Source organism: bacterium, from assembly GCA_016708025.1.
Taxonomy (GTDB): domain Bacteria; phylum Zixibacteria; class MSB-5A5; order GN15; family FEB-12; genus FEB-12.
Genome location: JADJGQ010000001.1, coordinates 526861 through 552135, shown reverse-complemented (window position 1 = coordinate 552135; position 25275 = coordinate 526861). Strand labels below are relative to the sequence as shown.

At 54.3% G+C, this 25275-nt stretch carries 21 protein-coding genes and 1 pseudogene; 20 read left to right on the top strand and 2 right to left on the bottom strand.

The features are described 5' to 3' along the window. A complete protein-coding gene (locus IPH75_02400; GenBank protein ID MBK7140915.1) occupies positions 1-1197 on the bottom strand; it encodes a fibronectin type III domain-containing protein in 1197 nt (398 codons plus the stop codon). A gap of 557 nt (positions 1198-1754) precedes the next feature. Between IPH75_02400 and IPH75_02395 the strand changes: the two genes are divergently transcribed. From IPH75_02395 to IPH75_02385, 3 genes are read left to right on the top strand one after another with little or no spacing between them, the layout of a single operon-like run. After that, positions 1755-3608: a glutamate mutase L gene (locus tag IPH75_02395; GenBank protein MBK7140914.1), complete on the top strand. Its 1854-nt coding sequence runs from the start codon at positions 1755-1757 to the stop codon at positions 3606-3608. A 19-nt stretch (positions 3609-3627) separates the two neighbouring features. Continuing rightward, entirely contained in the window at positions 3628-4383 is a 756-nt protein-coding gene (locus tag IPH75_02390; GenBank protein ID MBK7140913.1) for a hypothetical protein, read from the top strand. A gap of 15 nt (positions 4384-4398) precedes the next feature. Continuing rightward, a complete protein-coding gene (locus IPH75_02385) occupies positions 4399-5535 on the top strand; it encodes a hypothetical protein (protein MBK7140912.1) in 1137 nt (378 codons plus the stop codon). A 68-nt stretch (positions 5536-5603) separates the two neighbouring features. Here the strand turns inward: IPH75_02385 and IPH75_02380 are convergent, their stop codons facing one another. Next, complete coding sequence (locus IPH75_02380) at positions 5604-5828, bottom strand: hypothetical protein (GenBank protein ID MBK7140911.1); 225 nt, start codon at positions 5826-5828, stop codon at positions 5604-5606. Positions 5829-6038: 210 nt separating this feature from the next. Here IPH75_02380 and IPH75_02375 point away from each other — a divergent pair, with 210 nt between their 5' ends. The 17 genes and pseudogenes from IPH75_02375 (at position 6039) to IPH75_02295 (ending at position 24866) form a co-directional block, all read left to right on the top strand. After that, a complete protein-coding gene (locus tag IPH75_02375; protein MBK7140910.1) occupies positions 6039-6752 on the top strand; it encodes a MotA/TolQ/ExbB proton channel family protein in 714 nt (237 codons plus the stop codon). Further along, entirely contained in the window at positions 6752-7186 is a 435-nt protein-coding gene (locus tag IPH75_02370; GenBank protein ID MBK7140909.1) for a biopolymer transporter ExbD, read from the top strand. The genes IPH75_02375 and IPH75_02370 overlap by 1 nt, the downstream gene beginning before the upstream one ends. 2 nt (positions 7187-7188) lie before the next feature. Further along, the gene (locus IPH75_02365) at positions 7189-7872 is read left to right on the top strand and encodes a TonB family protein (protein ID MBK7140908.1); all 684 of its coding nucleotides are present in this window, start codon (positions 7189-7191) and stop codon (positions 7870-7872) included. Between the two features lie 61 nt (positions 7873-7933). Next, on the top strand, positions 7934-9193 hold the full coding sequence (gene tolB, locus IPH75_02360) for a Tol-Pal system beta propeller repeat protein TolB (protein MBK7140907.1): 1260 nt from the start codon (positions 7934-7936) through the stop codon (positions 9191-9193). A 212-nt stretch (positions 9194-9405) separates the two neighbouring features. After that, positions 9406-9915: a peptidoglycan-associated lipoprotein Pal gene (gene pal / locus IPH75_02355; protein MBK7140906.1), complete on the top strand. Its 510-nt coding sequence runs from the start codon at positions 9406-9408 to the stop codon at positions 9913-9915. Between the two features lie 19 nt (positions 9916-9934). After that, on the top strand, positions 9935-10681 hold the full coding sequence (ybgF, locus tag IPH75_02350) for a tol-pal system protein YbgF (protein ID MBK7140905.1): 747 nt from the start codon (positions 9935-9937) through the stop codon (positions 10679-10681). 29 nt (positions 10682-10710) lie between these two features. Continuing rightward, a complete protein-coding gene (locus tag IPH75_02345; GenBank protein ID MBK7140904.1) occupies positions 10711-11103 on the top strand; it encodes a hypothetical protein in 393 nt (130 codons plus the stop codon). Further along, a complete protein-coding gene (ybgF, locus tag IPH75_02340) occupies positions 11100-11435 on the top strand; it encodes a tol-pal system protein YbgF (protein ID MBK7140903.1) in 336 nt (111 codons plus the stop codon). The genes IPH75_02345 and ybgF (IPH75_02340) overlap by 4 nt, the downstream gene beginning before the upstream one ends. 1 nt (position 11436) lies before the next feature. Next, positions 11437-11967 (top strand): hypothetical protein, encoded by a 531-nt coding sequence (locus tag IPH75_02335; GenBank protein MBK7140902.1) that lies wholly within the window; start codon positions 11437-11439, stop codon positions 11965-11967. Between the two features lie 63 nt (positions 11968-12030). Further along, positions 12031-14036, top strand: a pseudogene (ligA, locus tag IPH75_02330) (NAD-dependent DNA ligase LigA). A 192-nt stretch (positions 14037-14228) separates the two neighbouring features. Beyond that, positions 14229-14567: an STAS domain-containing protein gene (locus IPH75_02325; protein MBK7140901.1), complete on the top strand. Its 339-nt coding sequence runs from the start codon at positions 14229-14231 to the stop codon at positions 14565-14567. An 84-nt stretch (positions 14568-14651) separates the two neighbouring features. Next, complete coding sequence (locus IPH75_02320; GenBank protein MBK7140900.1) at positions 14652-15071, top strand: ATP-binding protein; 420 nt, start codon at positions 14652-14654, stop codon at positions 15069-15071. Positions 15072-15096: 25 nt separating this feature from the next. Further along, positions 15097-17364, top strand: a complete 2268-nt coding sequence (locus IPH75_02315) for a SpoIIE family protein phosphatase (GenBank protein MBK7140899.1) — start codon at positions 15097-15099, stop codon at positions 17362-17364. Next, positions 17354-17920 (top strand): NUDIX hydrolase, encoded by a 567-nt coding sequence (locus IPH75_02310; GenBank protein MBK7140898.1) that lies wholly within the window; start codon positions 17354-17356, stop codon positions 17918-17920. The genes IPH75_02315 and IPH75_02310 overlap by 11 nt, the downstream gene beginning before the upstream one ends. Positions 17921-18056: 136 nt before the next feature. Then, positions 18057-19799, top strand: a complete 1743-nt coding sequence (locus tag IPH75_02305) for a BamA/TamA family outer membrane protein (GenBank protein ID MBK7140897.1) — start codon at positions 18057-18059, stop codon at positions 19797-19799. Positions 19800-20060: 261 nt separating this feature from the next. Continuing rightward, positions 20061-21893 (top strand): GAF domain-containing protein, encoded by a 1833-nt coding sequence (locus IPH75_02300; GenBank protein ID MBK7140896.1) that lies wholly within the window; start codon positions 20061-20063, stop codon positions 21891-21893. A gap of 6 nt (positions 21894-21899) precedes the next feature. Beyond that, entirely contained in the window at positions 21900-24866 is a 2967-nt protein-coding gene (locus IPH75_02295; protein MBK7140895.1) for a tetratricopeptide repeat protein, read from the top strand. Positions 24867-25275 lie beyond the last annotated feature (409 nt).

The window sequence follows — 25275 nt, the reverse complement described above, 5'->3', positions numbered from 1 at the left end:
CTATTGTATCACCGTGAATAGACTGGAGAAATCCCAGATTTCAAAGGTCTCGAGCAGTATCCCTATGATGATCGCCACCAGGATCAGCCCCTTTCCGACATCCTGCCCCTTTAACGACCCCAGTTGTCGCGGCTCTCGCGACAAGTAGGCCGAGGCCGCAAACAGTTCTTCACCGATCAAAGTGTAATCGCAGGCGGCTACAAAGAACGGCAATTGGGATGGCTCACCCGTTCCGGCGATCTGGATCGCCCCGACCGAATTCCCCGTCTCCGCTAAGATCAGCGACTCGGCATAAAACAGCCCCATCATAAAGATAGTGGCCGGCTTCTCACGCACCACCATGCCGTCGATCGCCGCGGCATAGCCAAACTGATCGTCAGTCAGGTAATGGACCTGATCTTCCTGAAACGAGTCGGGCCGTCCGGCTTTGGCATACGCCTCTTTGACCACTTCGCGCGCGGTCACCATCACCAGTGAACGCGAAACCGGCACATCCAATTTCGTCTCGTATTGCGCCGCCATTTCAGCGACGCGACCAAGTATAGTGATACCGGCAATTGTCTGAACTTGATCCATATCCTGCGATCCGGGAATGAAGTAGATCTTCCTCCCCATCTCAGTCGCACGGCCCACGGCTTCATCAACCGCCTCAAGTCCGGCGATCTTGCGGATGAACAGCGTTTTCCCCGAACGGGCCTGCATAATGTAGAATATGATAAATGCGCAGAGCAGCAACACGCCGACAAACACGTTAATCCGTTGCATGTCAAACCACTGAGCGACTGGCGTTCCCGGTCCGGCGATCTCGGATTCCGCCGTCAATGCCCAGACGGGTGAACCATTCGCGGCCGAATCATTGACCGCATACACTTTGTAATAGTAGGACTGACCCTCGTTGGCCTGACCATCACGGAAAACGTATGTCCCCATGGCGACATCGCCTAAATTCGTGAACTCGCCGGCTGTGCCGTTACTTGCCGCCGCACGCCAGATCTCGTACCGGTCAACCAACCCAGCCTGGTCGGTCGCCACCGAATCCCACCTGATCAAAATCGCATGACCATCGTCATTGGGATTGTCTGAGACTATGACGTTCTGTGGTGCAGGGGGGATGAATTCTGACGGAGGAGCGGCTATTTCAGCGATGATCTGGGCTGTATCCGTCACCGCAGCAGACTGGGCAAAAACCGGACTCACGATAGTCTGGTTTAAGCAAAATGCGGCAACAAAAACGACCACAATATAAGACAGGTGGTCGAAATGAGTCTTCGGCAAAGTCAATGGTCTAGTCCCAAGCTCTGTGTAATCGGTCCTACGCCGTGTGTATCGATCCTCTGCTGTCTAGGACGTTCGTAAGCCGCTTCGTATCAAGTCAATTCCCGGTAGAAACCAGTACTTGGGCGAACGATGTCGGAAAGAGCCGCAACCGGCGGCTTGGGTCTGAATCTATTTTTCACGGAGCTCCAAGTCAAGGAGAAAATCGATTTCACATATTGCCTAGTGGTTTACTGGCAATATGTTACATCAGTCACATGACCCTGTCGGTGCTCACATGATTCACTCCCGCTGTGTGAATGCAAAATCCTCGGGCCTCCCCTCTAAGCCATTGGCGGAAAGGGAAAATCGCTTTACATCATGGGTGCTTCGTATTATAATGGCCGCCTAAAGCACCGCCTGCACTGCCACACGGGCCAGATATCGCATTGCAGCCTAAGCATATAGCAGGGAATTACGAAAGGGTGACGGACCATTTCATGGCTAAGTTCGCAAAACCTGAAGATATCAAAGTCATTGTCGCGACCGACTGCGGCTCCACCACCACCAAAGCCATTCTTATCGAATTCGTGAATGGCGAGTATCGCCTTTTGAGCCGAGGCGAAGCACCCACTACGGTCGAAGCCCCATTCGAGGACGTCACCATGGGTGTCCTCAACGCCGTGAACGAACTCGAAGAACTGTCCGGCCGCAAAATCCTCGATGAACAGGGACGATTCATCTCACCCGCTAAGGGAAATGTGGGAACCGACGTCTACATCTCGACTTCCTCGGCCGGCGGCGGCTTGCAGATGATGGTGGCTGGCGTGGTTCGTTCAATGACCGCGGAATCCGCGGAACGTGCCGCCCTTGGCGCCGGGGCAATTGTGATGGATGTGATCGCTTCCAACGACAGGCGCCTCCCCCACCAACAGATCGAACGTATTCGACACCTTCGCCCTGATATGATCCTGCTCTCCGGTGGTATTGACGGCGGCACAACCACACACGTGGTAGAGATCGCCGAATTGGTCTCCGCAGCCGACCCGCGCCCTCGCCTCGGTACTGGCTACAAATTGCCGATCATCTACGCAGGCAACAAAGACGCACGCGAAGCAGTCAAAGAAGCGCTCTCCGACAAAGTAGATCTTCGCGTAGTCGACAATCTCCGCCCGGTTCTTGAACGAGAGAACCTCGGCCCGGCCCGCGAAGAGATTCATGAGTTATTCATGGAGCACGTGATGGCGCAGGCCCCGGGATACAAGAAGCTGATGTCCTGGGCTGATGCCCCGATCATGCCAACCCCCGGCGCTGTCGGACTCATTATTCAGACCATTGCTGACATTTACAATATAGAGGCGGTCGGCGTTGATATCGGCGGCGCGACCACGGACGTTTTCTCCGTATTCCGCCCGGACTCAAAAACTCCGGTCTTCAACCGAACCGTCTCGGCTAACCTCGGTATGTCCTATTCCATCTCCAACGTCTTTGCCGAGGCTACCTTGCCGATGGTGATGCGCTGGGTGCCGTTTAAGATGGATGAACGCGACCTGCGCAATCGCGTCAAAAACAAGATGATCCGCCCGACCACTATCCCGCAGTCGCTCGAGGAACTGATCTTCGAACAGGCGATCGCGCGCGAAGCGCTCCGATTGGCGTTCGTCCAACACAAGAATTTCGCGACCGTCCTCAAAGGCGTCCAGCAGCAGCGGACGATCGCCGACGCATTTGAGCAGTCAGCCTCCGGTGCGACAATCGTCAATATGATGTCGCTGAATATGCTCATCGGCTCCGGCGGTGTACTTTCGCATGCCCCGCGCCGTTCGCAGTCGGCCCTCATGATGATCGACTCCTTCCTTCCCGAAGGTGTCACCCGCCTCGCGGTCGACTCGATCTTCATGATGCCGCAGCTTGGTGTCTTGACTGAAGTCCAGCCGAAAGCCGCGACTGAAGTATTCGAAAAAGACTGCCTCATTCACCTCGGCACCTGTGTTGCCCCCGTCGGCACAGTCAAGAAACCCGGCCCGGTGATGAAATATAGTATCGAGCTTCCCGAAGGCACTGTCTCCGGCACGCTCAACCATCTCGAAATGAAACTGATCCCGCTCGGCATACAGGAAAACGGCCTCCCGAAAGTTGTCAAAGCAACCTTCGAACCGGAACGCAACTACGACCTCGGCGCAGGCAAAGGCGCCAAAGTCGAACGCGAACTGCACGGCGGTGTGGTCGGGATCATTCTCGATGGCCGCGGTCGGCCGTTCGACCTCTCGTCATTGACCGAGGATGAACGCGTTAAATATCTCCGTACCTGGATGACCGACCTTAACATTTACCCCGAGATCCCGGGGAAGTAACGGGAAAGTGGGAGAATCAATGATTCGAAGAGTCCTACTCAGTCTCTCGATCCTGCTTCTGTCTGGTTCCCTGCTGGCCGAAAATTTCGTCAGTTTTCGCGGCAAGTTCTACATCTCGTATCCGGCCGAGTGGAAACAGATAGATTACCTGACTGTCGATGCGTACCTTCGCCAGGCAGGAGCTCGTCGGCGCACGCTTGATTACGAAGCTGTTTTCGCGCCTACTGCCTCTGAACCGTGGTATCACGACAGCTACTTCATCCTGACAGTCGACACTCTTCCGGGGCTGACCGACAAGCAGATCGACTCGATCATCGTCGGGTTCGAAGATACTTTCGAGAAACCCCGCGAGATCAAACCTTCCGCCACTCTGCTGAACAATCTCTCGTACGGCAAGATCGCATGGGACCCGAGTTCTAAGACTGCCGCTGTGCTGTCCGAAGAAGCCGACTCGGCATCCGGCGGGAAAGCTACCTTGCTCGTCATGCATTTCTATGAGGGCGGGATTGCGAACTACTTCTACTACGCAACCGACTCCGCTTTCTCCCTCAACCTGCCGGTCCTCAGTTCAGTAGTGGCGTCATTTACGACGGAAAACGTGCAGTCGGTCATTCCGCGTGAGACCAGTAAGATCGCTGACCCAGACAAGATCAGTAAAGCAACGGAGTCTAAGGGCAGTAAGACCGCTATTTGGGCGCCTACCTCTGGCGCGGTAGTCGTCATATTGATCATTGCCCTGGCCGCCCGACGCAAAAAAAGACAACGGCAATCGTGAGATGAAAGGACCCCAATGGGCCACGCGTATACACCCGGACTCAAAGTAACCGACCAACTGGTCATCCGTAAGCACCGCATCCTTCCGCTCAAGGGAGATGTGCTGGTCAAACTCGGAGACAAAGTCACCCCGGATACGGTGGTGGCCAGGACCCTGCTTCCCGGTGCGGTTGTGCCGCTTAACGTCGCCAACAAGATGGGGATCCCGCCAGAAGACCTGGAAACCGTCATGCTGAAAAAGCCCGGTGACCAGATCAAGGCTGGTGAACCGGTCGCTCAGTCGAAGCCGCTTTTTGGTCTCAAGTTTCTGGGTGGAAACAAGTGTGAAGCTACCATCGAGGGCACTATCGAGTCCGTCTCGCACATCACCGGCCAGGTTCTGCAGAGGGGTTTGCCCACACCTGTCGAGGTGAAAGCGTATGTTATGGGTGAAGTGACCGAGGTTCTTCCCCGTGAAGGTGTCGTGGTCACTTGCATCGCCGGGTTTGTGCAGGGAATCTTTGGCATCGGCGGCGAAACCCATGGTCCGCTCAAAGTGGTCACTGCTGACAACAAAACTGTCCTTTCCGACAATCTGATTAACGAAGCCCACAAAGGTCACATCATTGTCGGTGGCTCTCTGGTGACGGCCGCCGCCTTACGCAAAGCGATCCAGATCGGCGTTCGCGGCATTGTTGTCGGGGGCTTTGATGACAAGGATCTTCGCGACTTCCTCGGCTACGACATTGGCGTCGCTATCACCGGCTCCGAAGATACTATCACAACTTTGGTCGTGACCGAGGGGTTTGGTCAGATTAACATGGCTCTGAAGACGTTTGAGCTTCTCAAGCGCCACGAGGGGCAGATGGCCTGCATCAACGGCGCAACTCAGATCCGCGCCGGCGTGATTCGCCCCGAAGTAGTGATCCCGGCGGCATCTCAGATCGACCCAAAGCAGGCGAAAAGCGAAATTCCGGTCGAAGGACTCAAGATCGGTTCGCCGATACGTGTTATTCGCCACCCGTATTTCGGCCAACTCGGCAAAGTAACCGATCTCCCCGCTCCGCTCCAGATTCTGGAATCAGAGTCAAAGGCACGTATTCTTGAGGTTGAATTCGATGACGGCAAACGGGCCATTGTTCCGCGCGCCAATGTCGAAATGATCGAGGGGTGATCGCTTCTGCGAATATCACAAAGGGATCTCACACGAGATCCCTTTTTCATTTAGAGGCAGTCCATATATCAACTGCTGAAGCGGTATTTCTTCTTTGGTCGCGCAGCTTCCCCACCCGTCGCATTAGTGCTATCAACAGGTTTGGTGCTGTCAACTGCTGGGTCAAGACGTGTCGAATCCCGCAGTTCATCGGGATGTCCCGCAGGGGTATCCACTTCTTTATCCTCTTTGGTTCCGCATCCCGCTCCCAGCGCAAGCATCAATAACAGGGCGGCCAGGCTGATCCGTTTCATCTGCTCTCCTCGGTACAAGTAAGTCCGGCAGTGAAAAAGCCGGGAAGTTTGTCCCCGGTCAAGTGTAAACAATCAGGAGCAGATCGGGCATTTGCTTGGTTTTAGTTGACCTCTCATATAATGGGGCGTAGCTTGCTCCGCGAACAGGGCGGCGCTAGCGCTAAGCCACTAAAATGCAAACTTTTACCGCAGAATTGTGTATAAATCGCTATGATTCACACTCTTGGCCCAATCATCCTGCAAGGCTCCGTCTGGAAGATCGTCCAGGACTCATCCACCTTTGGTTTAGTCATTCTGGCCATCCTCCTGACCATGTCTATCATCTCCTGGATAGTCATTTTTCACAAGTGGCGACAATTCAAGTCGGTCGACCGCGATACCGAGAAATTCCTTCAATTCTTCCGGCATGCGCGACGTTTGGACGAGGTGATGGCCGCCGCCAAAAATCATCACCGCTCTCCCCTGGCCGGTATCTACCGCGCCGGCACCGATGAACTCGCATCCCTGATCGCCCTGAGCGGTTCGGGGAACCCCAATCACCAGGCGAAAAACCTGACCGACAAAGAATTCGACATCCTCGAAATGACCATGGAAAAAACCATGACCGAGGAAATGGGTAAACTCGAACGTCTGGTCGTTTACCTCGCCACTACATCAAGCTCGGCGCCATTCCTGGGTCTGTTGGGAACCGTCGTTGGGATCATGGATTCTTTCTGGTCTATCGGTGAGCGAGGCTCCGCCTCACTCGCGGTTGTCGCTCCCGGCATTGCCGAAGCGCTCCTTGCCACCATCGTCGGACTCGGCGCCGCTATTCCGGCGGTAATCGGATTCAACTGGGCCAACAGCAAAACCAAGTTCCTGCATGACGCCGCTTCCGGATTCATTCTCGAATTCCTCGCCCGTGCCAAGAAGGAAGCGCTCTGATGCGTCGCCCCCCCAAGCGTGGATACCACCAAATGGCAGACATCAATATCGCCAATCTGGTTGATGTTGTCCTGGTGTTGTTGATCATCTTCATGATCTCCGCCCCGTTACTTCAGTCGGGGATCGATGTTAATCTCCCCAAGACCAATGCCGCACCGGTGGATCAGGATGCCGATGGCGTGGTCATCTCCATTGATCGCAAAGGCGGCATTTATATCAATGACGTCTGGTCGAAACTCGAAAGCTTCGAAGAAGCACTCAAGAAAGAGATGGCTGCCAAAGGTACCAAGTCCGTTTTCATTCGCGGTGATTCATCTGTCGCCTACGGATTCGCTATTGACGTGATCGGTCGGGTGAAAGCTGCCGGAGTCGAAGATATCGGTCTGGTGACCGGTCAGTCCGAACGCCAGCGCAAAGCGACCACCAAGAGGTAATCGTGAAGCGCGACATCATCCTCTCAGTCCTTCTCCACGTATTGGTGATCGCCGCCACGGTCATCTCTATGCCATTTGGACAGGGGAAGATCGACCCGGATGATGTCATCAAGATCTCCGTCCGATCCACTACCCTGGGAATGCCTGCGCAAAAACCGGCCGCTACCGCTCCCAGTCAGGCAATAACGCAACCACAGCCAGTCGCCAAACCCGCCGCTAATTCCAAGGCAATACCGACCAAAACCGCGAAGAAGAAGACTGAAAAACCAAAGCCGAAAAAGCGCGGTGTCCGCCCCGAAGAAGAAGCCGCCGCCCTCGCCAAAGATTATCAGGAAAAAGAGATCGAGACAGACGCTACTTCCGCCGGCTCCCCCTTTGCCGGAGCGACGGTCGACAACAGCAATTTCGATTATCCCTATTGGTTTGACCAAGCCTTCAACAAGATCGCATCCAACTGGCGTAACCCCGTCGATGCTGAGGGGACGTTGGTTTGTCTCCTCTCCTTCCAGGTCCTCCGCTCCGGTCGAGTGATGGAAGTCAGTGTCGAACAATCGTCCGGCTCTGATCTCTTTGATGAGGCCTGTGTGAACGCGGTCGAACGATCCAATCCGTTTCCACCACTCCCCCGCGAATTCGCCGATGAGATAGTCGGCTTTACTGTCCCCTTCAAGTATGAACCGAGGTAATATGTCAGTTCGTTTAATTACATTTCTTGTTGCTTCGTTACTCGTAATCCTGTCTAGCGGAGTGTTTGCCCAAGAAGATTTCAATCAGCGCCGCTTTGACACAATCTCCACAAGCAACGTCAAGCCCCGACAAGTCGGTGTTGAGGAGATGAAATATGTCGGCACCACCTATATCTCCGCCGCCGATTCAACCATCATGCAATATGCGACTGGCGTGATACAGCGAGATATCGACTTCTATGGCGAACTTGATATCGTGATGATCGACAGCTTTTACCTTCGCACCTACGAGATCACTGAGCTCGATATGCTCGGATGGGCACGCCTCGGAGCGGATTATCTGGTGCGACTCGAAGCCGAATTCTTGGGATCCAAATTCCGCCTCATCTGGCGCCTGTATGACACTTCTCCGGAACAGGAGATCTCCAAAGGGACTATCGAAAACGACCGCTTCGCCTGGCGAACGGTCGCACACCTCGCTTCAAACGAGATCGTCCGCACGCTTACCGGCGATCAGGGTCCTTTTCTGACACAAATCGCCTACATTCGAAAAATAGGGAAAGCCAAAGAGATATTTGTTGCCGATTACGATGGGGCCAACGAACGCCAGATAACCAAGACCGGTACGATCAACCTGTCGCCGACTTTCTCTCCCGATGGCTCCGAGGTCTATTTCACCAGCTACTTAGGGGGTGAACCACACCTTTATCGCACGTCTGTCGATGGTGGCAAACCGACCAAAGTTGCCGGGTTTCCCGGCATCGTCGCCGCCCCCGCCATCTCGCCCGATGGGAGCTTGATTGCCTGCGTTCTCTCCAAAGACGGTAACTCGGAGATCTACCTGCTGGACCGTCAGGGAAATGTCGTGCGACGGCTGACCAATCACCGCTCAATTGACACTTCCCCAACCTGGTCACCCGATGGCAAGATGATCGCCTTCACTTCGGATCGTTCCGGCTCGCCGCAGGTCTATATGATGGACATCTTTGGGGCGAATGTTCGTCGGTTGACCCCGGAGGGGGACTACAATGATTCGCCGATCTGGTCCGCCAAGGGGAACCGAGTGACTTTCGTAAGTCGTACTCCCCGTGGGCGATTTGACCTCGCCTCAATAGATACTTCCGGCGAGGGCTATCGCATTCTGACCGACCTCGGCACCAATGAGAACCCCCACTTCTCTCCGGATGGGAAGCATATCATCTTCTCGTCCACCCGTCTCGGGACCGGAGATCTCTTTACGGCGGATATCAGCGGTCGCAATCAGCGACGTCTGACCCGCACGGGCGACTGTACAAACCCCACTTGGGGACCAATGCGCTAGTTTTGGAGTATAAGCTTTCGAAGAAGTGTAGTCCGGGCAGGACTCGCAGGTCAGCCGGGCGCAAAAAATGCGCAAGTGCAATCAGTGCAACGAAATAATAGTCATTATTTTCCCGTTTTTTTATTGACCGCCCAATCTGTCCCGGTTACTTTCATAGACACTACGATTTTGGACTGAAACATTAACTTTCCACCTCGGAGGGAAATAGAAATATGAAGCGCATCTCTCTTGTCCTCATGATTCTCGCGGCCGCTTTTATGCTCTTCGGCTGTCCCCCAAAACCCAAGCCGACGAACACAGAAACTCCGCCGGTTCAGCCGCCGACCGAACAGCCTAAGGAAGACATCAAGCCGCCCGTTGTCGACGACAAGCCGATGATCTCGGAATCACAATTCCAGACCGTCTACTTCGATTTCGACAAGTACAACCTTCGCTCTGACGGCAAGTCTGCTCTCGATGCCAACGCCGGTCTGCTGAAGCAGTTCCCGGATGTCATCGTCCGCATCGAAGGTCATTGCGATGAACGCGGCACTGTCGAATACAACTTGTCGCTTGGCGAAAAACGCGCCCGCGCCTGCATGGAGTATTTGAATGGTCTCGGCATCGCGGCCAATCGTGTCTCGGTGATCAGCTATGGTGAAGAACGACCGGCAGTGTCGGGTTCGGATGAATCCGCCTGGTCGCAGAACCGTCGCTGCGAATTTAAGATCATTTCGAAGTAACTACATGGAATTACCCGGTATGACCAATACCAGTCGAATTGGAGCCGCCATCCTTGTGATGGCGGTTCTCTTCATCGGGCTGATCGGCTCTGGCTGCGTCACCAAGCGTGATATCGAAGATCTCGATGTTCGCCTGGAACGGATCGAACAGCAGACCGCATCGACCCAGCGCTCTGTGGCACGCATGGATTCGCTTATCGCCCAGAGCACCGAAGCTGACACGCGGTTGCGCAACGAGGTTTCGACCTCGGTGGATGACCTGCGCGAGCAGCTCGCCTCCTTGCTCCAGAACTACAACGACTTGATGCGTGAGATCTCCCGTCTCCGTCAGAAACCGGTAGTCCAGGAGCAACCGTCCAGTTCACCTGGCGCAACAACCGAACCGAATTCGGCCGCCTGCGACCAGTCGTACGATGATGCTTTCATTCTCGTTCGCAAGGGTGAGTATGAAAAGGCTATCAGCGGGTTCCGCGACTACCTGACCAAGTGTCCTCGCCATCAGTCGGTGGCCAACGCACACTACTGGATCGGTGAGTGTCAATACTCGCTCGAACGGTATCAGGACGCAATTACCGAGTTTGAGGGTATGCTAAAAAATTATCCCAAATCGGTTAACGCCGGCCGGGCAATGTACAAATTAGCTCGCTCCAAGCAGGAATTGGGACAGAAGGCCGATGCCAAGAAGATCTTCCAACAGATCGTCGACCAGTTCCCGAATACGCTTGAGGCCGAGCAGTCAAAGGATCGTATCAAGGAGATCAAGTAACCAATCTCCCTGTGTGAAAGGAGCTTTTCATGCAAGCTCGGCAAAACATGGTGACCGCCGTCCTCGTGATGGCGGTTTTGCTTATCTCCCTTGCCGGATGTGTCGCCACCAAGCGCGATGTCTCCGATATCCGCGCAGATATCGCCATACTGAAGGCTCAGAACGACTCTGCGAACATCGCTCTGAGGCATCTCGATTCACTGGCTCAATTGAACATCCAATCCGACCAGCAGATAGTCTCCAGCATCAATAACCTGAACGATGAACTGCAAGTGCAGTTATCGTACCTTTTGGAAAACTACAACACGCTTCTGACCGAGATCAATCGCCTTCGGACACAGCGGACCCAGAATCAAGCCGCCGATGTTGCCGCTGCAGATCATGCCTGTACCCAGTCATTCGAGTCTGCCGTCGCCTGTTGAGAGAACGGAAGTATGACGATGCCATACTTGCTCTCAGGGCTTACATCACCTCCTGCTCCACTCATGTTTCGATTGGCGATGCCCAGTATTGGATTGGCGAGGGACTCTTTTCACAATCGAAATTCTCCGAGGCCGTCCCCCAATTCGAGACATTCCTGAGTGCGTATCCCAAATCAGACTTCACTTCCCGCGCAATCTACAAGATTGGACGGTGCTTCCAGGAGATGGACAAGAAGTCGGAGGCAAAAAAGCGTTTTCAGGAGGTCATTGATAAATTCCCGGCCACCCTCGAGGCGAAGCAGTCAAAAGAGCGCCTGAAGGAGCTCAAGTAACATGGCCGACCCCGGCATCCGACTCCGTATCTCAGCCCCGACCGATCTATTTCTGCAAGGCCGGGGCTTTTATCAACTAGAGGAAGACTCACTCTATCTCCAGCTCGAAACCGTCACCGAGAAGGGGCACTTTTTCTCCTATCTTGAAGCTCCGAACTGCCGGCTCGATTTTGATATCGCCGGCCGTCTCCTTTTCCTCGAGATCAATGCTGCGCGCCATACATGGCATGTCATCGACAACCTTGATCTCCCCACCAGCATCGGTTTCGCCGATATCCACTGCCTCGATTTCCGCCGTCAAATACCAGACCCATTCCTTTCCACTACCTCCGATCGCTCGTCACTCACCATCACTTTTGAATCGTCCCCGGTCGCGCGTGCTTTCCGCCTCTCCAACTCAGTGATCATCCAGACAACCGCTGAAGATTGCCTTCGTTCAATCACTATCACAGACATTGTTGATGACCTCGCCGGTCAGGAGATCGCCGCATTCCGCAACGAACTGGCCGCCAAAGGGAAACCCACTGGCTGACCTGTCCCTATCGCACTCACTCTTGTGATTGACAAGCCCCGATGTTGAGCTGTTATTTGTCCCATGGCCGCGCCCAAATCAACTCTCACCGAATACGCAAAACTCAAGCAGGAGATTGAGGAACACAATCATCGCTATTACGTCCTCGATGCTCCCTCAATTTCCGACGCCGCTTTCGACAAGCTTTTTGACCGCTTGGTAGAAATCGAAAAGCAGTACCCTGAGCTGGTGACACTCGACTCTCCTTCTCAACGGGTTGGTGCCACACCATCCAAGAAGTTTCAATCAGTTCCGCACCGTATCCAGATGTTGTCACTTCAGAAAGTGACGACACCAGATGAGTTCCGCGATTTTGACCGCCGTGTACATGAAGGGCTCGGCACTGAGGCGGATATTTCGTATGTCACCGAGCCAAAACTTGACGGTCTCGCAGTTGAATTGATCTATGAGGATGGCCTCTTCACCCTTGGCTCTACTCGCGGCGATGGCATGACCGGCGAGGGGATCACTGCCAATCTTCGCACTATTCGCAATATCCCGCTCCGCCTTTCATCGGCGACTGCAAAGAAGTACCCGCTTTTGGAAATTCGCGGTGAAGTGATAATGCGACGTTCTGCCTGGGTGAAACTCAATGCCCGCCTCGAAGAACAGGGGATCGCCCCTCTCGCTAACACGCGCAATGGCGCGGCCGGTTCGCTTCGACAGCTTGATCCGAAAATCACCGCCTCCCGGCCACTTCTCTTTTACGCCTATGGTATTGCCGATAGCTCTCTCCCCGCATCACCCGTCAGTCAGAAGTGATGAGACTGCTCAAGGCCGAGGGCTTCCTCGTCAACGAGCATATCAGCCTGGTTTCCGGAGTCGACGGAGTTGAACAACAATTCTCCCACATTGACCAGATTCGCCCAAAGCTCGACTATGACATAGACGGCATGGTCGTCAAGGTCGACAGCTTTGCCCAACAGGCCACTCTCGGTCAGGTCTCCCGTGCCCCGCGGTGGGCGGTTGCCTGGAAATTCACAGCCGAAATAGCCGAAACCACATTAGAGGGCGTTCTCTTTTCGGTCGGTCGTACCGGTGTGGTCACCCCAGTCGCCCAACTAAAGCCAGTCCGTGTCTCCGGCGTGGTTGTCTCCAATGCCTCCCTCCATAACGAGGACGAACTCCAGCGGCTCGATGCCCGTATCGGCGACACAGTCCGCATCCGTCGGGCAGGCGATGTTATCCCTGAAGTTATCGAAGTCATCCCCGAGAAGCGTCCGAAATCGACTAAACCGATCGTTTTCCCGACAAATTGCCCATCCTGCGGCGATCCGATTGTCCGTCCCGAGGGCGAAGCCGCCTGGCGCTGCCTTAATGCCGGCTGCCCTGCCCAACTCGAGGGGCATATCACCCACTTTGCCTCCAAAGGCGGCTTTGATATCGAAGGGCTCGGAGAAAAACTGGCTCGCCAGCTTATCGCTAACAATCTCGTGAAGAACCCGGCCGATATCTTCTTCCTGACCAAAGAGCAGCTCCTGACGCTTGACCTCTTTGGCGACAAAAAAGCTGACAATTTGTTGGAGGCTATAAACCGTTCACGCACAACCGACCTTCCCCGCATCATCTATTCGCTTGGAATCATTGGAGTCGGCGAAACAGTTGCCAAACTCCTCGCCTCGGCCCTCGGCTCAATGGACACTCTGACCTCCGCGAGCCTGGAGCAACTTCAGCAGATCGAAGGGATCGGCCCGATAATCGCCCAGAACATCTTCCAGTTCTTCCAGAGCGCGCACAATCGCGAAATGCTTCGCCGGATGGCCGAGGGGGGGGTTAGGTTCCCCACTCACAAAACTGCCGTTCGCTCAACGACCTTTGCCGGGAAAACATTCGTTATTACCGGTACGCTTTCTCGCCCGCGCGATGACTTCAAGAAGATGATCGAAGAAAACGGCGGCAAAGTCAGCGGTTCAGTCTCCAAGAAGACCGACTACCTGCTGTGTGGTGCTGATGCCGGTTCGAAGCTGGAGAATGCTAAATCGCTGGGGGTTGCGATACTGGACGAAGAGCAGTTCCTGGCTTTGCTTTAGCGTCCTTTGCCGATTGCCATACCTCCATTATCAGCTTCATCTTAACTCGGTCCATCTTTCCCCTTGACTTCCCCCACAATGACAAGCTAATTAAAGACTTAGCTCGCACAGGCGAGTTCGGACGCCGATGGGCGGCAACTCCTCCCCCGGCAGATCGTAAATGATGATGATTCAGCATCGGAGACTGTTACCATGAAATTGACCGACCGTGTCCAGGACGGCGTTGTCGTTCTCGAACCTAAAGGGAAGATCATGGGGGGGCCGGACGCCAGCCTGCTCCATGATAAGCTCTACGAGTACATCAAACAGGATATGAAACGAGTCGTCGTTGATCTCTCCCAGGTCGACTGGATGAACTCCACCGGTCTGGGTATCCTCATCTCCGGGTATACCACGCTTCGCAACAACGATGGCATGCTCAAGCTTGCCAACGTGACCGACAAGATCCAATCGCTTCTGACCATCACCAAGCTGGTGTCGGTCTTTGAAGCCTACGACACCGTCGACGAAGCGATCAAGACGTTTAAGTGATCAACCGCAGGAAAAAGTAACCATTCATCATACGAGACAGGTAGGCGTGCAGATGTCTGCCTGTTTTTTTGGAGTCGGCAGAGCATGCAAAAACCAATCATCACAGGCGACACCATCATCGTACCGTCCAACACCGAGCACCTCGCTGATGTTGACCTGTTCATCGAAGGGACGCTCCGCGGCTATGGCGCACCGGAATCGGTGATCGCCGATATTGCCATCTCGGTCTCGGAGCTGGTCAACAATGCCATGTTACATGGCAATCGATCCGCTCCCGACAAGCAGGTCACAGTCAGAATTTCGCGCGAAAACTCCAGCGTCCGGATCTCGGTGGCCGATCAGGGGGACGGATTCAACCCTGAAGTCATCGAAAACCCGATCGAAGATGACAACCTGCTCAAAGAGGTAGGGCGCGGCATCTTCATTGTCCGGGCACTCATGGATAAGGTGGAGATCTCCGCCGAAAAAACCGGCACCACCATTGTGATAACGAAGGCCATATAGGCAGAACTGATTCCGTACGGCAACGATGAGTAGTGAAACGCTCATAACCCTGGCCAACTTTGCGGCTGGTGGATTCCTCATCTTTCTGGCGATCACCATTACCCGGGACAACTTTGTCAACCGGATAAATCGGGCGACCGGAGCGATGCTCTTTTTTGCCGGACTGGGACCCGTCTTCCTCGCCCTTGGCTCCATCATCACAACTGGCCCCGATGCCGACCCGGACTTCAACCGGCGAGCCCTCTATCAGGTCCACACTCTCTGGGAGATGTTTTTCCCGACCCTGCTGATCTTTGCCTGGCTATTTCCGGTCGATCGGATGCGGGAGTTCCGCAGCACCCGACTCCGCACGCTGATTTTCGTCCCCCAGGCGATGCATCTCATCATCATGCTTTTCTTTGGTGACATCAATAAGTTGATGGAGATGGTCAAGCTTGATCCGACTCGCGAAGGCTTCACCACCATCGTCCTGTCACCATTCAGTTACCTGTTCACCTCCGTTCTGCAGATGGTGAACGTCATACGCTCATACGAGCAGGTGATCTTCGACTCCATCAACCTGCTGTATGTGGTTGCCGCGATCTACTTCATGGAAACCGGGCACCGTTTCCTCAAGGAACCGCGCCTGGTCAGCCAGACGCGCATAGTCCTCTGGTCTTTGCGACTCGGCCTGGGATTTTTCCTTGCCGCCACTCTCTCCCACCTCTTTTTCGATCGCTATGTCCCAGCCCAGTTCAACTCGGCCATCCTGGTGATCGGATTGGTGCTGGCCGCGGGTGTCCTCGCCTTTGCCATTATTCGATACCAGTTCCTCGATGTTCAACTCATCTTCCGGCAATCGTTCATTTACACGCTTGCCTCGGCACTGCTAGTCGGTGGGTATATCGTTATCGGAGTTAAATCGCAGACGATGCTGGTCCCCCTCTTTGGTGATAGGGCACAGGTCATCAGCTATGTTTTTCTCGCTTTGATCCTGCTCCTCTTTCAGCCGATCGCAAGCTGGGTGGATAATGTCATTCGTTCGATGTTCATGCGCACTCGTTCGGACTACCGAAATGTCATCGAGCGTTTCTCCCGCCAGGTGATCTCGATGTTCGACCCGAGGCAACTGCGCCAGACGATCGATGAAACGCTCAAGACCGCGCTGCTGGTGGAAAATGTCTACTTCATTCTGTATGACGACTCGATCGGCGAATACGCGATTCTGCCGAGCGAGGACAACGCCAATCGAGTGGTTATACAGCGAGAAGACCTGATGCTCCGCGGTATCAACCTGCTTGACGCACCAACCCACTTCGGCTCACTTTCGCAGTATGAGACCGACTCACAATTGGCGGACTTCCTCAAAGAGCGGAAGGTCAAACTGATCTTGCCGATGAAGGACGCAAAGCACCTGCTCGGCTTCCTGGCTCTGACCAACAAGGCGGCGGGCTATCGCTACTCCTCAGAAGACTTCAACTTATTGGGTGTGCTCTCCAACCAAATGGTATCTGCACTGACCAACGCCCGCCTGTATGTCGAATCGCTGGAACGGATGCGTTTGCAGGAAGAAGTCACCATGGCGCGGCAGATTCAGCTCGACCTGCTGCCAGCCAGTCCGCCGCAATTGGAGTGCTCCATCATCCATGCCCAGTCTATCCCTTCGCGGACGGTCGGAGGGGACTTCTACGACTTTATCCCGATAAAAGGGGACACTCGCTGGGGTATGGTCATTGCCGATGCCTCCGGTAAAGGGATGCCTGCCGCCCTGATGATTGCGCAGATCCAGGCGATGATCCGCAGTGAGATCAACAACGGCAACCCGATCCCGATGATGCTCAAGAACGTCAACAAACAGGTAGCTCTTTCGACGTCATCCGAGAAGTATGTTACTCTCTTTTACGGCGAACTTGACACCACCTGTGGAACTTTCACTTACGCTAATGCCGGGCATAACTATCCCATTCTCGTTCGCAAGGATGGCGGCATGGAATTGCTCCAGACCGGCGGCCCGATTGTCGGCGCTTTTCCATTCCTGGAGTTCACCTCAGCATCGGTACCGCTGAAGGAAGGCGACCTGTTGTTCTTCTTCACCGACGGACTTTCTGAGGCTATGGACGCTGACGGTGTGGAATACGGTGAAGAACGGATCCGCAATTTCGTCCGCGACAATCGACATCATGAACCGTCAAAACTGGTCGAAATGCTGATGTCTGATGTTCGCGCGTTTGACCCATCCTCGCCACCGCAGGATGACACCACGATCATCGCACTCAAAATGCGCGCCAATGGTGCTATTGCCAATGTCCAGTAAGCACGATCAGTTTGACCCCGAAAAGCTCTTTGCCCGCAAAAACCAGTTCTGTGGCTTTCGCTTCTGCCCCCTCTGCGGAAAGACTCTAGAAAAGGGTGACAAAGAAGGGCGTGTCCGTCTCTATTGTCCTGATGATCTGTGCGGCTACGTGTTCTATCAGAATCCGGTTCCGGCCGCCGGCGCTGTGATAGTGCAGAATGACCAGGTTCTTCTGGTCAAGCGCGCCCATCCACCCCGCATTGGTTGGTGGTGCCTCCCCGCCGGGTTTATGGAATGGAACGAACACCCCAGCGCTACCGCTGTCCGCGAAGTTGGCGAAGAGACCGGACTGACGATCAAACTCACTTCGCTCTTCGAGATCTATACCGGTACCGATGACCCCCGCTCCAATGCCGTTTTGATCCTCTATCTGGCAGACATTCTTGGCGGAACCATGCAGGCCAATGACGATGCACTCGATGTCCGCTTTTTCCCATTTTCCGCGCTCCCCTCTGAAATAGCCTTCGAATCCCATATCCGGGCACTGGCCGACTATCAGGCCAGATTCCGCCGATAGACAAGACACTATCGGTCGCCGCCTCCTCGGCATGTGTACAACAGGTATGTCCCAGGTTCACGATATTACCGCGAATAACTTAAGCTTGACTTGCCCTTACCGACATCATTCAATGTCTGGCAAACCCGGAGGATACATGCGGCGACCGCTTCTGACTGGCCTGTACATTCTGCTCTCGACCCTTCTCCTTGCTACTGCTTCAGTGGCGGCCGAGGCCAAGGAATATAAGGAGGTCAGCGTCACTCCCCATCGTCAGCCGTACTTCTCAGTCCTTTATACCAAAGACCATATCGCTGTGCGTCTTCCTGAGTCCGCCCAAAGCCAGAAGTTTGACCGCCGCGACCTTACCGTGACCTCAGGGAATGTGGCCATCAAGGGGAAACCCCTGTTCGATAATAGCGGTGTACATATTGGCGACTCAATTCTCTCCTACGATCGCATTACGGACCTCCAGATCATCGACTCGTCCGAAGCGGTGATCATTCAGTTCATGACATCCGCCTCCTCCACAGACCCAGTCGCTCAGAAGCGGAGGGGAAATCGCTTCTCCGCCGCCGAAGTGATCACTATTGCCGGCGGTGAATTTGTTCGCGGTATGGTCTTCTCCGTCACTGGTGATATCAGGGTCGATGGCGAAGTGAACAAAGATGTCGTATCGCTGTTTGGAACAGTCACGATCGGTCAGGCCGCGGTGATTCGCGGCGATGTCGCCACCATTGGTGGTGGTATTTCGGTCGAACGAAAAGCCTCAGTCTACGGCAATACCTATAATGGCACCGAAGAAAAGGTCTTTCGCCGCCATCGCCTAAACCGTGGGTTAACCGAATTCAGTTACCAGCCGTTCTTCGTCTTTAATCGGGTCGATGGTGCCAATCCGAATCTCTCGGCCCGCTTCCAGGACACAGACTCCATGCTCCCCTCGATCTGGGCCTCTGCGGGCTATGCCTTTGCCTCGTCAAGTTGGCGCGTAAAAGGAGGGATCGAGCAGACCATCGAAAAGAAACACGGCATTACGATCGGTCTTGAAGGACACCGCGATCTTCTCTCCGATGATGACTGGCTCCTCTCCGATCGCGAAAACACCGTCTATGCGCTGACCGTCACTGAAGACTTCAAAGACTACTATGAAGAGATCGGTGGCTCTATCTATGCCAAGGCTCGGCCGATCAAAAACACGATGGTAACACTTGGGTTCCGTTCCGGAGAAACCAACTGGCTCCCTGCCAATCGAAACCTCTGGTCCGTTTTCGGCGGTGACAAACGCTTCTCCGAGAACTTCACCACCGTTCCCACCGAACTCCTTACAGAGGGAGCGGCGGCGATCGATACCGGGAAGATCGCGTCAGTTTATGGTTCGCTAGGATTCGACAATCGAAACAACGATCCGTTCTCCGCCTCGGCTTGGGCATTTACTCTCTCCGGAGAGATATCATCTCCTGATTTCTCCTCGGACTACGACTTCTCGCGGTTTGTCGCCTCCCTTCGACGTTACCAAATGATCTCTCATTATAGCATTCTCCTGCTTCGGGGGATGATCGGTGGGAGCGAGGGCGATATCCCGATCCATCGGACCTTCTACCTCGGCGGACTAGGTACGCTCCACGGTTACCGCCATAAAGAGTTGATGGGGAGCAGGTTCTGGATGATCAATTCGGAGCTAAGGTACACCTTCCCCCGCACCGATGTCGCCGTGAGCGTACTTTGGGATATGGGACAAATCGGCTATCATGGACCAAATGACGAAAATATTGAGGTGCGCCACTCGATCGGCGGCGCCCTCTACTTTGGCGATGATGTTCGGGTTTCGGTCGCCCGTCGGCTGGATAGTGTTACCGACAGAAACCCCCGTATTTTCGTCCGTCTTGAACACGTTTTTTAGTCGCAGGCCGACCCTAATCGCATACAAAACAGCCAGTTAACTGAAAGTCGACGACCCGACGTATTCCCTCTGTTTCGTCCCTCAACAATCCTCCGATTGCGTAAGTGCTTTTCCGGTACAGCCTGATTCAAACTGCTGGGCCGTAATAGCTCAAAGTTCAAGTGAAACGATAGTTTAGGACAGAATTTGTCACTGTCCACCCATTAAGCAGTCTCCGGTTTTGTCCGATATTAAGTGAGAGTTACAGGAGCCTGCAACGCTATGACTATGAAACAGAATGAAGACGAAAAGACGTACAAGTACGTCACGTCCAAGGTTTCGAACACGATGACTATGACGACTCCTGCCCAGAGTGACAGTGGCAAAGTTGTTGTCGACCTGTTCGATGAACTGGAACAAACGCTGGATCGGGTCGCCGAGAATAATCCTCGGCTTTCCGCGGAACAGGATGCGGATGGCGCCTCCGTTCGCATGACCGACCTCAAGGCGCTGCTCCAGGTCTCGCTCGCCATCAATGCATCCCTCAACCTTGATGACGTCCTGCAGATGGTTATGCAGCAGGCGATCGAGTTGATGCATGCCGAGCGCGGATTGATCATGTTGCTCGACGACAAGGGCGAACTCCAGGTCAAGTCCGCTTACAATCTCTGCCGCGAACAGATGATGGAGGAAGACTTCCGTATCTCCTCCTCGATCACCAACCAGGTCGCCCGGACCGGTAAGTCGGTCTATACTTCCGACGCTTTGCAGGATGACCGCTATGCTCAGCAGCAGTCGGTCGTTGAGTTGCACCTCCGCTCGATCATGTGCGTTCCCTTGACCGTCAAGGGCAAGGTGATCGGCGTCATCTACGTGGATAATACCAATCAGGCCGGCATGTTTCTCAAGTCGGACCTCTATCTCTTTGAATTCTATGGCCAGTTGGTCTCCAACGCGTTGCACAACGCCGCGATGTACCACTCCCTTTACACGATGAAAAGATACCACGAATCCGTGGTCAAAAATACACCGACCGGAATCGTGGTACTGAACGCCAAAGGATGTATTGCCACCATCAACCCGGTTGCCCTTGAGATCTTCGACCTCAATCGCGACAGCGTGGTGGTAGTAGGCGAAGGCAGCCTCCCGACGGTCTTTGTCGACCGTCTCCCCGAGGGTGAGCAACTTCGCTGGAAGAAGATGATCACCGATTCCCTGGCCGCCAAGCAGGAATACGCCGACCCGCGCTATTTCCACAATACCGGCTACATGGAGAAAGTCCTTTCCATCAAGATCTCGCCGGTCTCCGAGCTGCCAGATGGTACCGATGGTATCAACATGGCGATCGAAGATGTCACCGAGAAAGTCCTGATGGAGAAATATGTGATTCTCTCTGAGAAGCTGGTCGCGCGCGGCGAAATGGCCGCCTCGGTCGCCCACGAGTTGAACAACTACCTCTCCATCATCTCGAACAACGCCGAACTGCTTTCGCTCAATATCGATCGCGAGAAGTTCGACAAGGTGAAGTTCAACTCCAAGTCGATCACCGAGAACATTTTTAAGATCAAGCGATTTGTCGACAGCCTGATGGACTTCTCCAAGCCGGAGCCGGAATATATCAGTTACGATATCCGCCACCTGGTGGACGACCTGCTCTTCTCGCTCCGCGTGCAACCGCGCTTCAAACTCATCCACTTCACGCTCGATCTCGCCACCGAGATCCCGTCGGTGGAGATCGATGTCGGTCAGGTACAGCAGGTACTAATGAACCTGCTAAACAACGCCGCGGATGCCATTGAAGAACATGCTGTGCGCAATCAGTCGGACGGCAAGGAATTCAAGCGTCAGATCAGCATCTGCGCCGGCTATGACCGCGTGCAGGAGCGCCTCTCTATCGAGATCTCCGACAACGGCGTCGGGATGACCGAAGAAACGCTCGGCAAGCTGTTCAACCTGCATTTCACGACCAAAAAGCATGGTCATGGACTCGGCCTCTACAACTGCCGCAAGATCGTCGAACAACATGGCGGCGAATTGCTCGTCAGTTCGAAAGAAGGCGAAGGAACGATCTTCAAGCTGGTCCTTCCGCGAGTCCAGCCCAGGAAAGCCAAATAAGGGGCAATGAAGCAGTCCGGTGACGAGTCACGCTTCCACTTGATGGAGCGGCTCGGCCGTGGGGGGACTGCCGAAGTCTTCCGCGTTCGCGTCGGCACGTCCGGACGCGAAGCCGCCCTGAAACGCCCGCTCCCGGTCCCTGAGCCCGGGATCGACTTCCACCTGCTCGCCTCGCGCGAGCTTTCCCTTATCGGCACACGACGGTTTCCCGGCCTCGTTCGTATCCTGAACGGACCTGACGATTCCACCGACTACTTGTTACTCGAGATCTGCGAAGGCAAAACCCTCGATCAACTCGGACGGATAACCGACCTCGCCCTAGCCCTCAATCTGCTTTCCGCAGTCGCAGCCGACCTCGAGTATCTGCGTCAGCTCAAGATTATCCATGGCGACCTGAAACCGCAGAATATCTTCCTTCCCGTCGAACTTGACCGATGCAAATCCGACAAGCTGTTTTTTGCCAAGCTCTCGGATTTCTCTCTTGGTCGTTATGAATATGAACCTGACACCGTCAGGGTTGGCCTCGGGACAGTCGGCTACATGGCGCCAGAAACGATCATCGACAGTCGGGCGAGTCATCTCTCCGACCTGTTTGCGCTCGGTGTTATCGCCTACCAGATGTTGACCGGCAAGCACCCGTTCATTGGGTCCGAGACCGACCCGATGCTGATCAATGCGCGCGTCCGCGAGGAAGAACCACTCCCTCTCGATCAATTGGCGCCGTCAGTCTCGAAACCGCTGGCCGATCTGGTCACTTCGCTCCTCAGCAAATCAGCCGATCAGCGTCCACAGACGGCATTAGCGGTCTGCCGCTCGCTGCGTGCAGCAGGCGCCACTTATCCATTTGAGAAGCTATTGCGGCCGAAATACCTGCTTGAAGCGGCATCAGAATATCAGGTGATGATGAATTCTCTCCCCGGTCTTTCGACGAAACAGACCAGGCAACTTGAGATGATCACGGCAAAGTCACCGTCTCGCCTGAGACTGACTCTCGAGTCGAATTTCCGCAAGGGGATTGTCTCGATCACCGAAAATGGTCCGGCACTTTCCGGAAATGTCTATTGGCCTAACCGCCTCAGGAGACTTGAACTCGAACAATTCAGCCGGAGAAGTCTGCGAGAAAAGCGAACCGCTGTGTGTGATGCCGCAACCAACACGGACTCTACCAATGCGCTCACCAGCTTGCTTCTCCCCCTGCTGCGCCCGTCAACCATCAAGAGGTTTGCCTTGCGGGCCGCTCCATTGGCTGAGCGCGAAAATCGCCACGCTTCTGCCACGCAACTTTACTTGCGGGCAGGAGACCTTGAATCCGCGGACCGTTGTGCCTATCAGGCCGCTTCACTCTTACGCGGAGAACATCGGGCCAAAGAAGCGATCTTCTGCCTCAACTCGGTTTTGGACTTTGCCGCCCTTACCGGCAAAATCGCACAGGTAAGGGAATTGCTGATGCTCCGCGGAGACATCCAGAAAGAGACCGGCGAAGTTGACGATGCTCTGGCGACCTATCAGAGTCTGGTCGCACTCTATCGCGATCTCTCCCCTGACAAGCTTCTAGCCGAGACATATCGCGATCTTGGTGACCTCTACAAAATGAAACAGGATTCCAAATCCGGCCTCGACGCCCTCAACCAGGCAGTGACAATCTACCAGCAGATGGGCGAGGAGTTTGAACTCTCCAGGACCTATAACAACATCGGTAACGCCTACTTCTACGCCGGAGACCTGGGGAACACCCTTCGCTACTATCGCTCCGCCTTGCGTATACAGCGTCGCCTGAATGCCCCGACCGAGGTTGCTTCAACCCTTTCAAACATGGGCTCAGTCTACTGTCTGGTCGGCAACCTTACACGTGGCACATTTCTCCTGGAGAAATCTCTCGAACTCAAGAAGGAACTTGGCGATGCCGGCGAGATCGCTCGTACTCTCAACAATCTCGGCTATCTCAGTTACCTTCGTGGCATGTACGACCGCGGCATCGAGCAATTGCAGGAATCGCTGGAGATCAATCAGCGAATAGGCAGCCAAAAGGAGATTCTCTACAATCTTGAGAACCTAACTATGGTTCTGCTCGAGGCTGGACATTTGCGCGACGCCCTTAAGTTTCTGAATCAGGGTCTCGCTCTCGCGGTCGAACTGAACCATCGGCCGCATCAGATCGCTTTCCAGCACTCGCTTTCCCAGGTGCAAATGCGCCTGGGCAAGCCCAGGGAATTCGTGGAGTGCCTGGAGAAGATCGAGTCTCTTATGCAGCATGTCGAGGACCTGCAGTGGAACGTTCAGATCCCGTTGACCAAAGCGATGTATCGTTTGATGCTTAATGATCGCGAGCAAGCGCTGGAGCTGACACATGCGGCTCTCAGTGTCGCCATTGCACAGAATGTCAAGCCGCTGCAACTCGCCGCGGAGATGTTGCGCAGCAGGATCGATCCAGACCCTCAGAGATACGAGCAAACTACTGCGTTGGCAAAAGAATGTGGCAAATCGACTGATCTACTTGTCGCCCTTTACAATCGCGCTGAAGCGCTACTCGAAGCCGGACAGTTGGACGACGCACAACAGCTACTCCCTCGACTCGCCGAATTGAGCGAACAGATCCCCCACTACATCGAGCGGCCGCGACTGATCAACGTCCTTATAGAACTAATGCTCCAGCGCGGTGATTTGGCTAAAGCTCGAAACTTGGCGATCCAAAACCGTGACGAATCCCGCACATTCGGCCTGATGCCGGAACATACCCATGCTATCACGCTACTTGGGATGATCGAATCCAGCAATGGGAATATTGAACAGGCATATGCGAATTACCGGCAAGCCCTTCAGATCGTAAAGGGGATTGCCGATGGTACTACATGCGACCGGGATCGGTCGTTGTTTCAGGAAAAACGAATGGTGAGATTCTTGGTATCAGAAATTCGGCGGCTGGGACAAGTTTTGGGACAAAAGCAAAGGGCAGGTCACCCTGCCCTTCGGTAAGCTCGAATGCTCACGAACCAATACGATTACTGGCCGCCGAGGCTGATGCCAGCCGGAGCGATACGAGTCTCGAGGACTTCAACGTTCAGTTTGTAATTCACCATTGAATCACCTCCTTTAACATGTTATTAAGAGCCCTCCACTAGTTGGAGGTTTTTCATGCGTGCAAATCAGCTGTTTTTTTAGTTGCCTTTGAATTTAATATAATCGAATGCCGCATTCCGTCAAGGGGAATAGAGTGTGATACACTCCACATTGCCCGTCCCCACTGTCAAAACCTGTCAGCCGGTTGGAAATCTTTTCCGCATCCGGGAAAGATAATCCCTTCACACACAGTCGTTTCGCACGCCAATCGTCGCCCTAAAAACTCCGATTATCACACGGACGAGAAACACCCCGACTTAGTTCA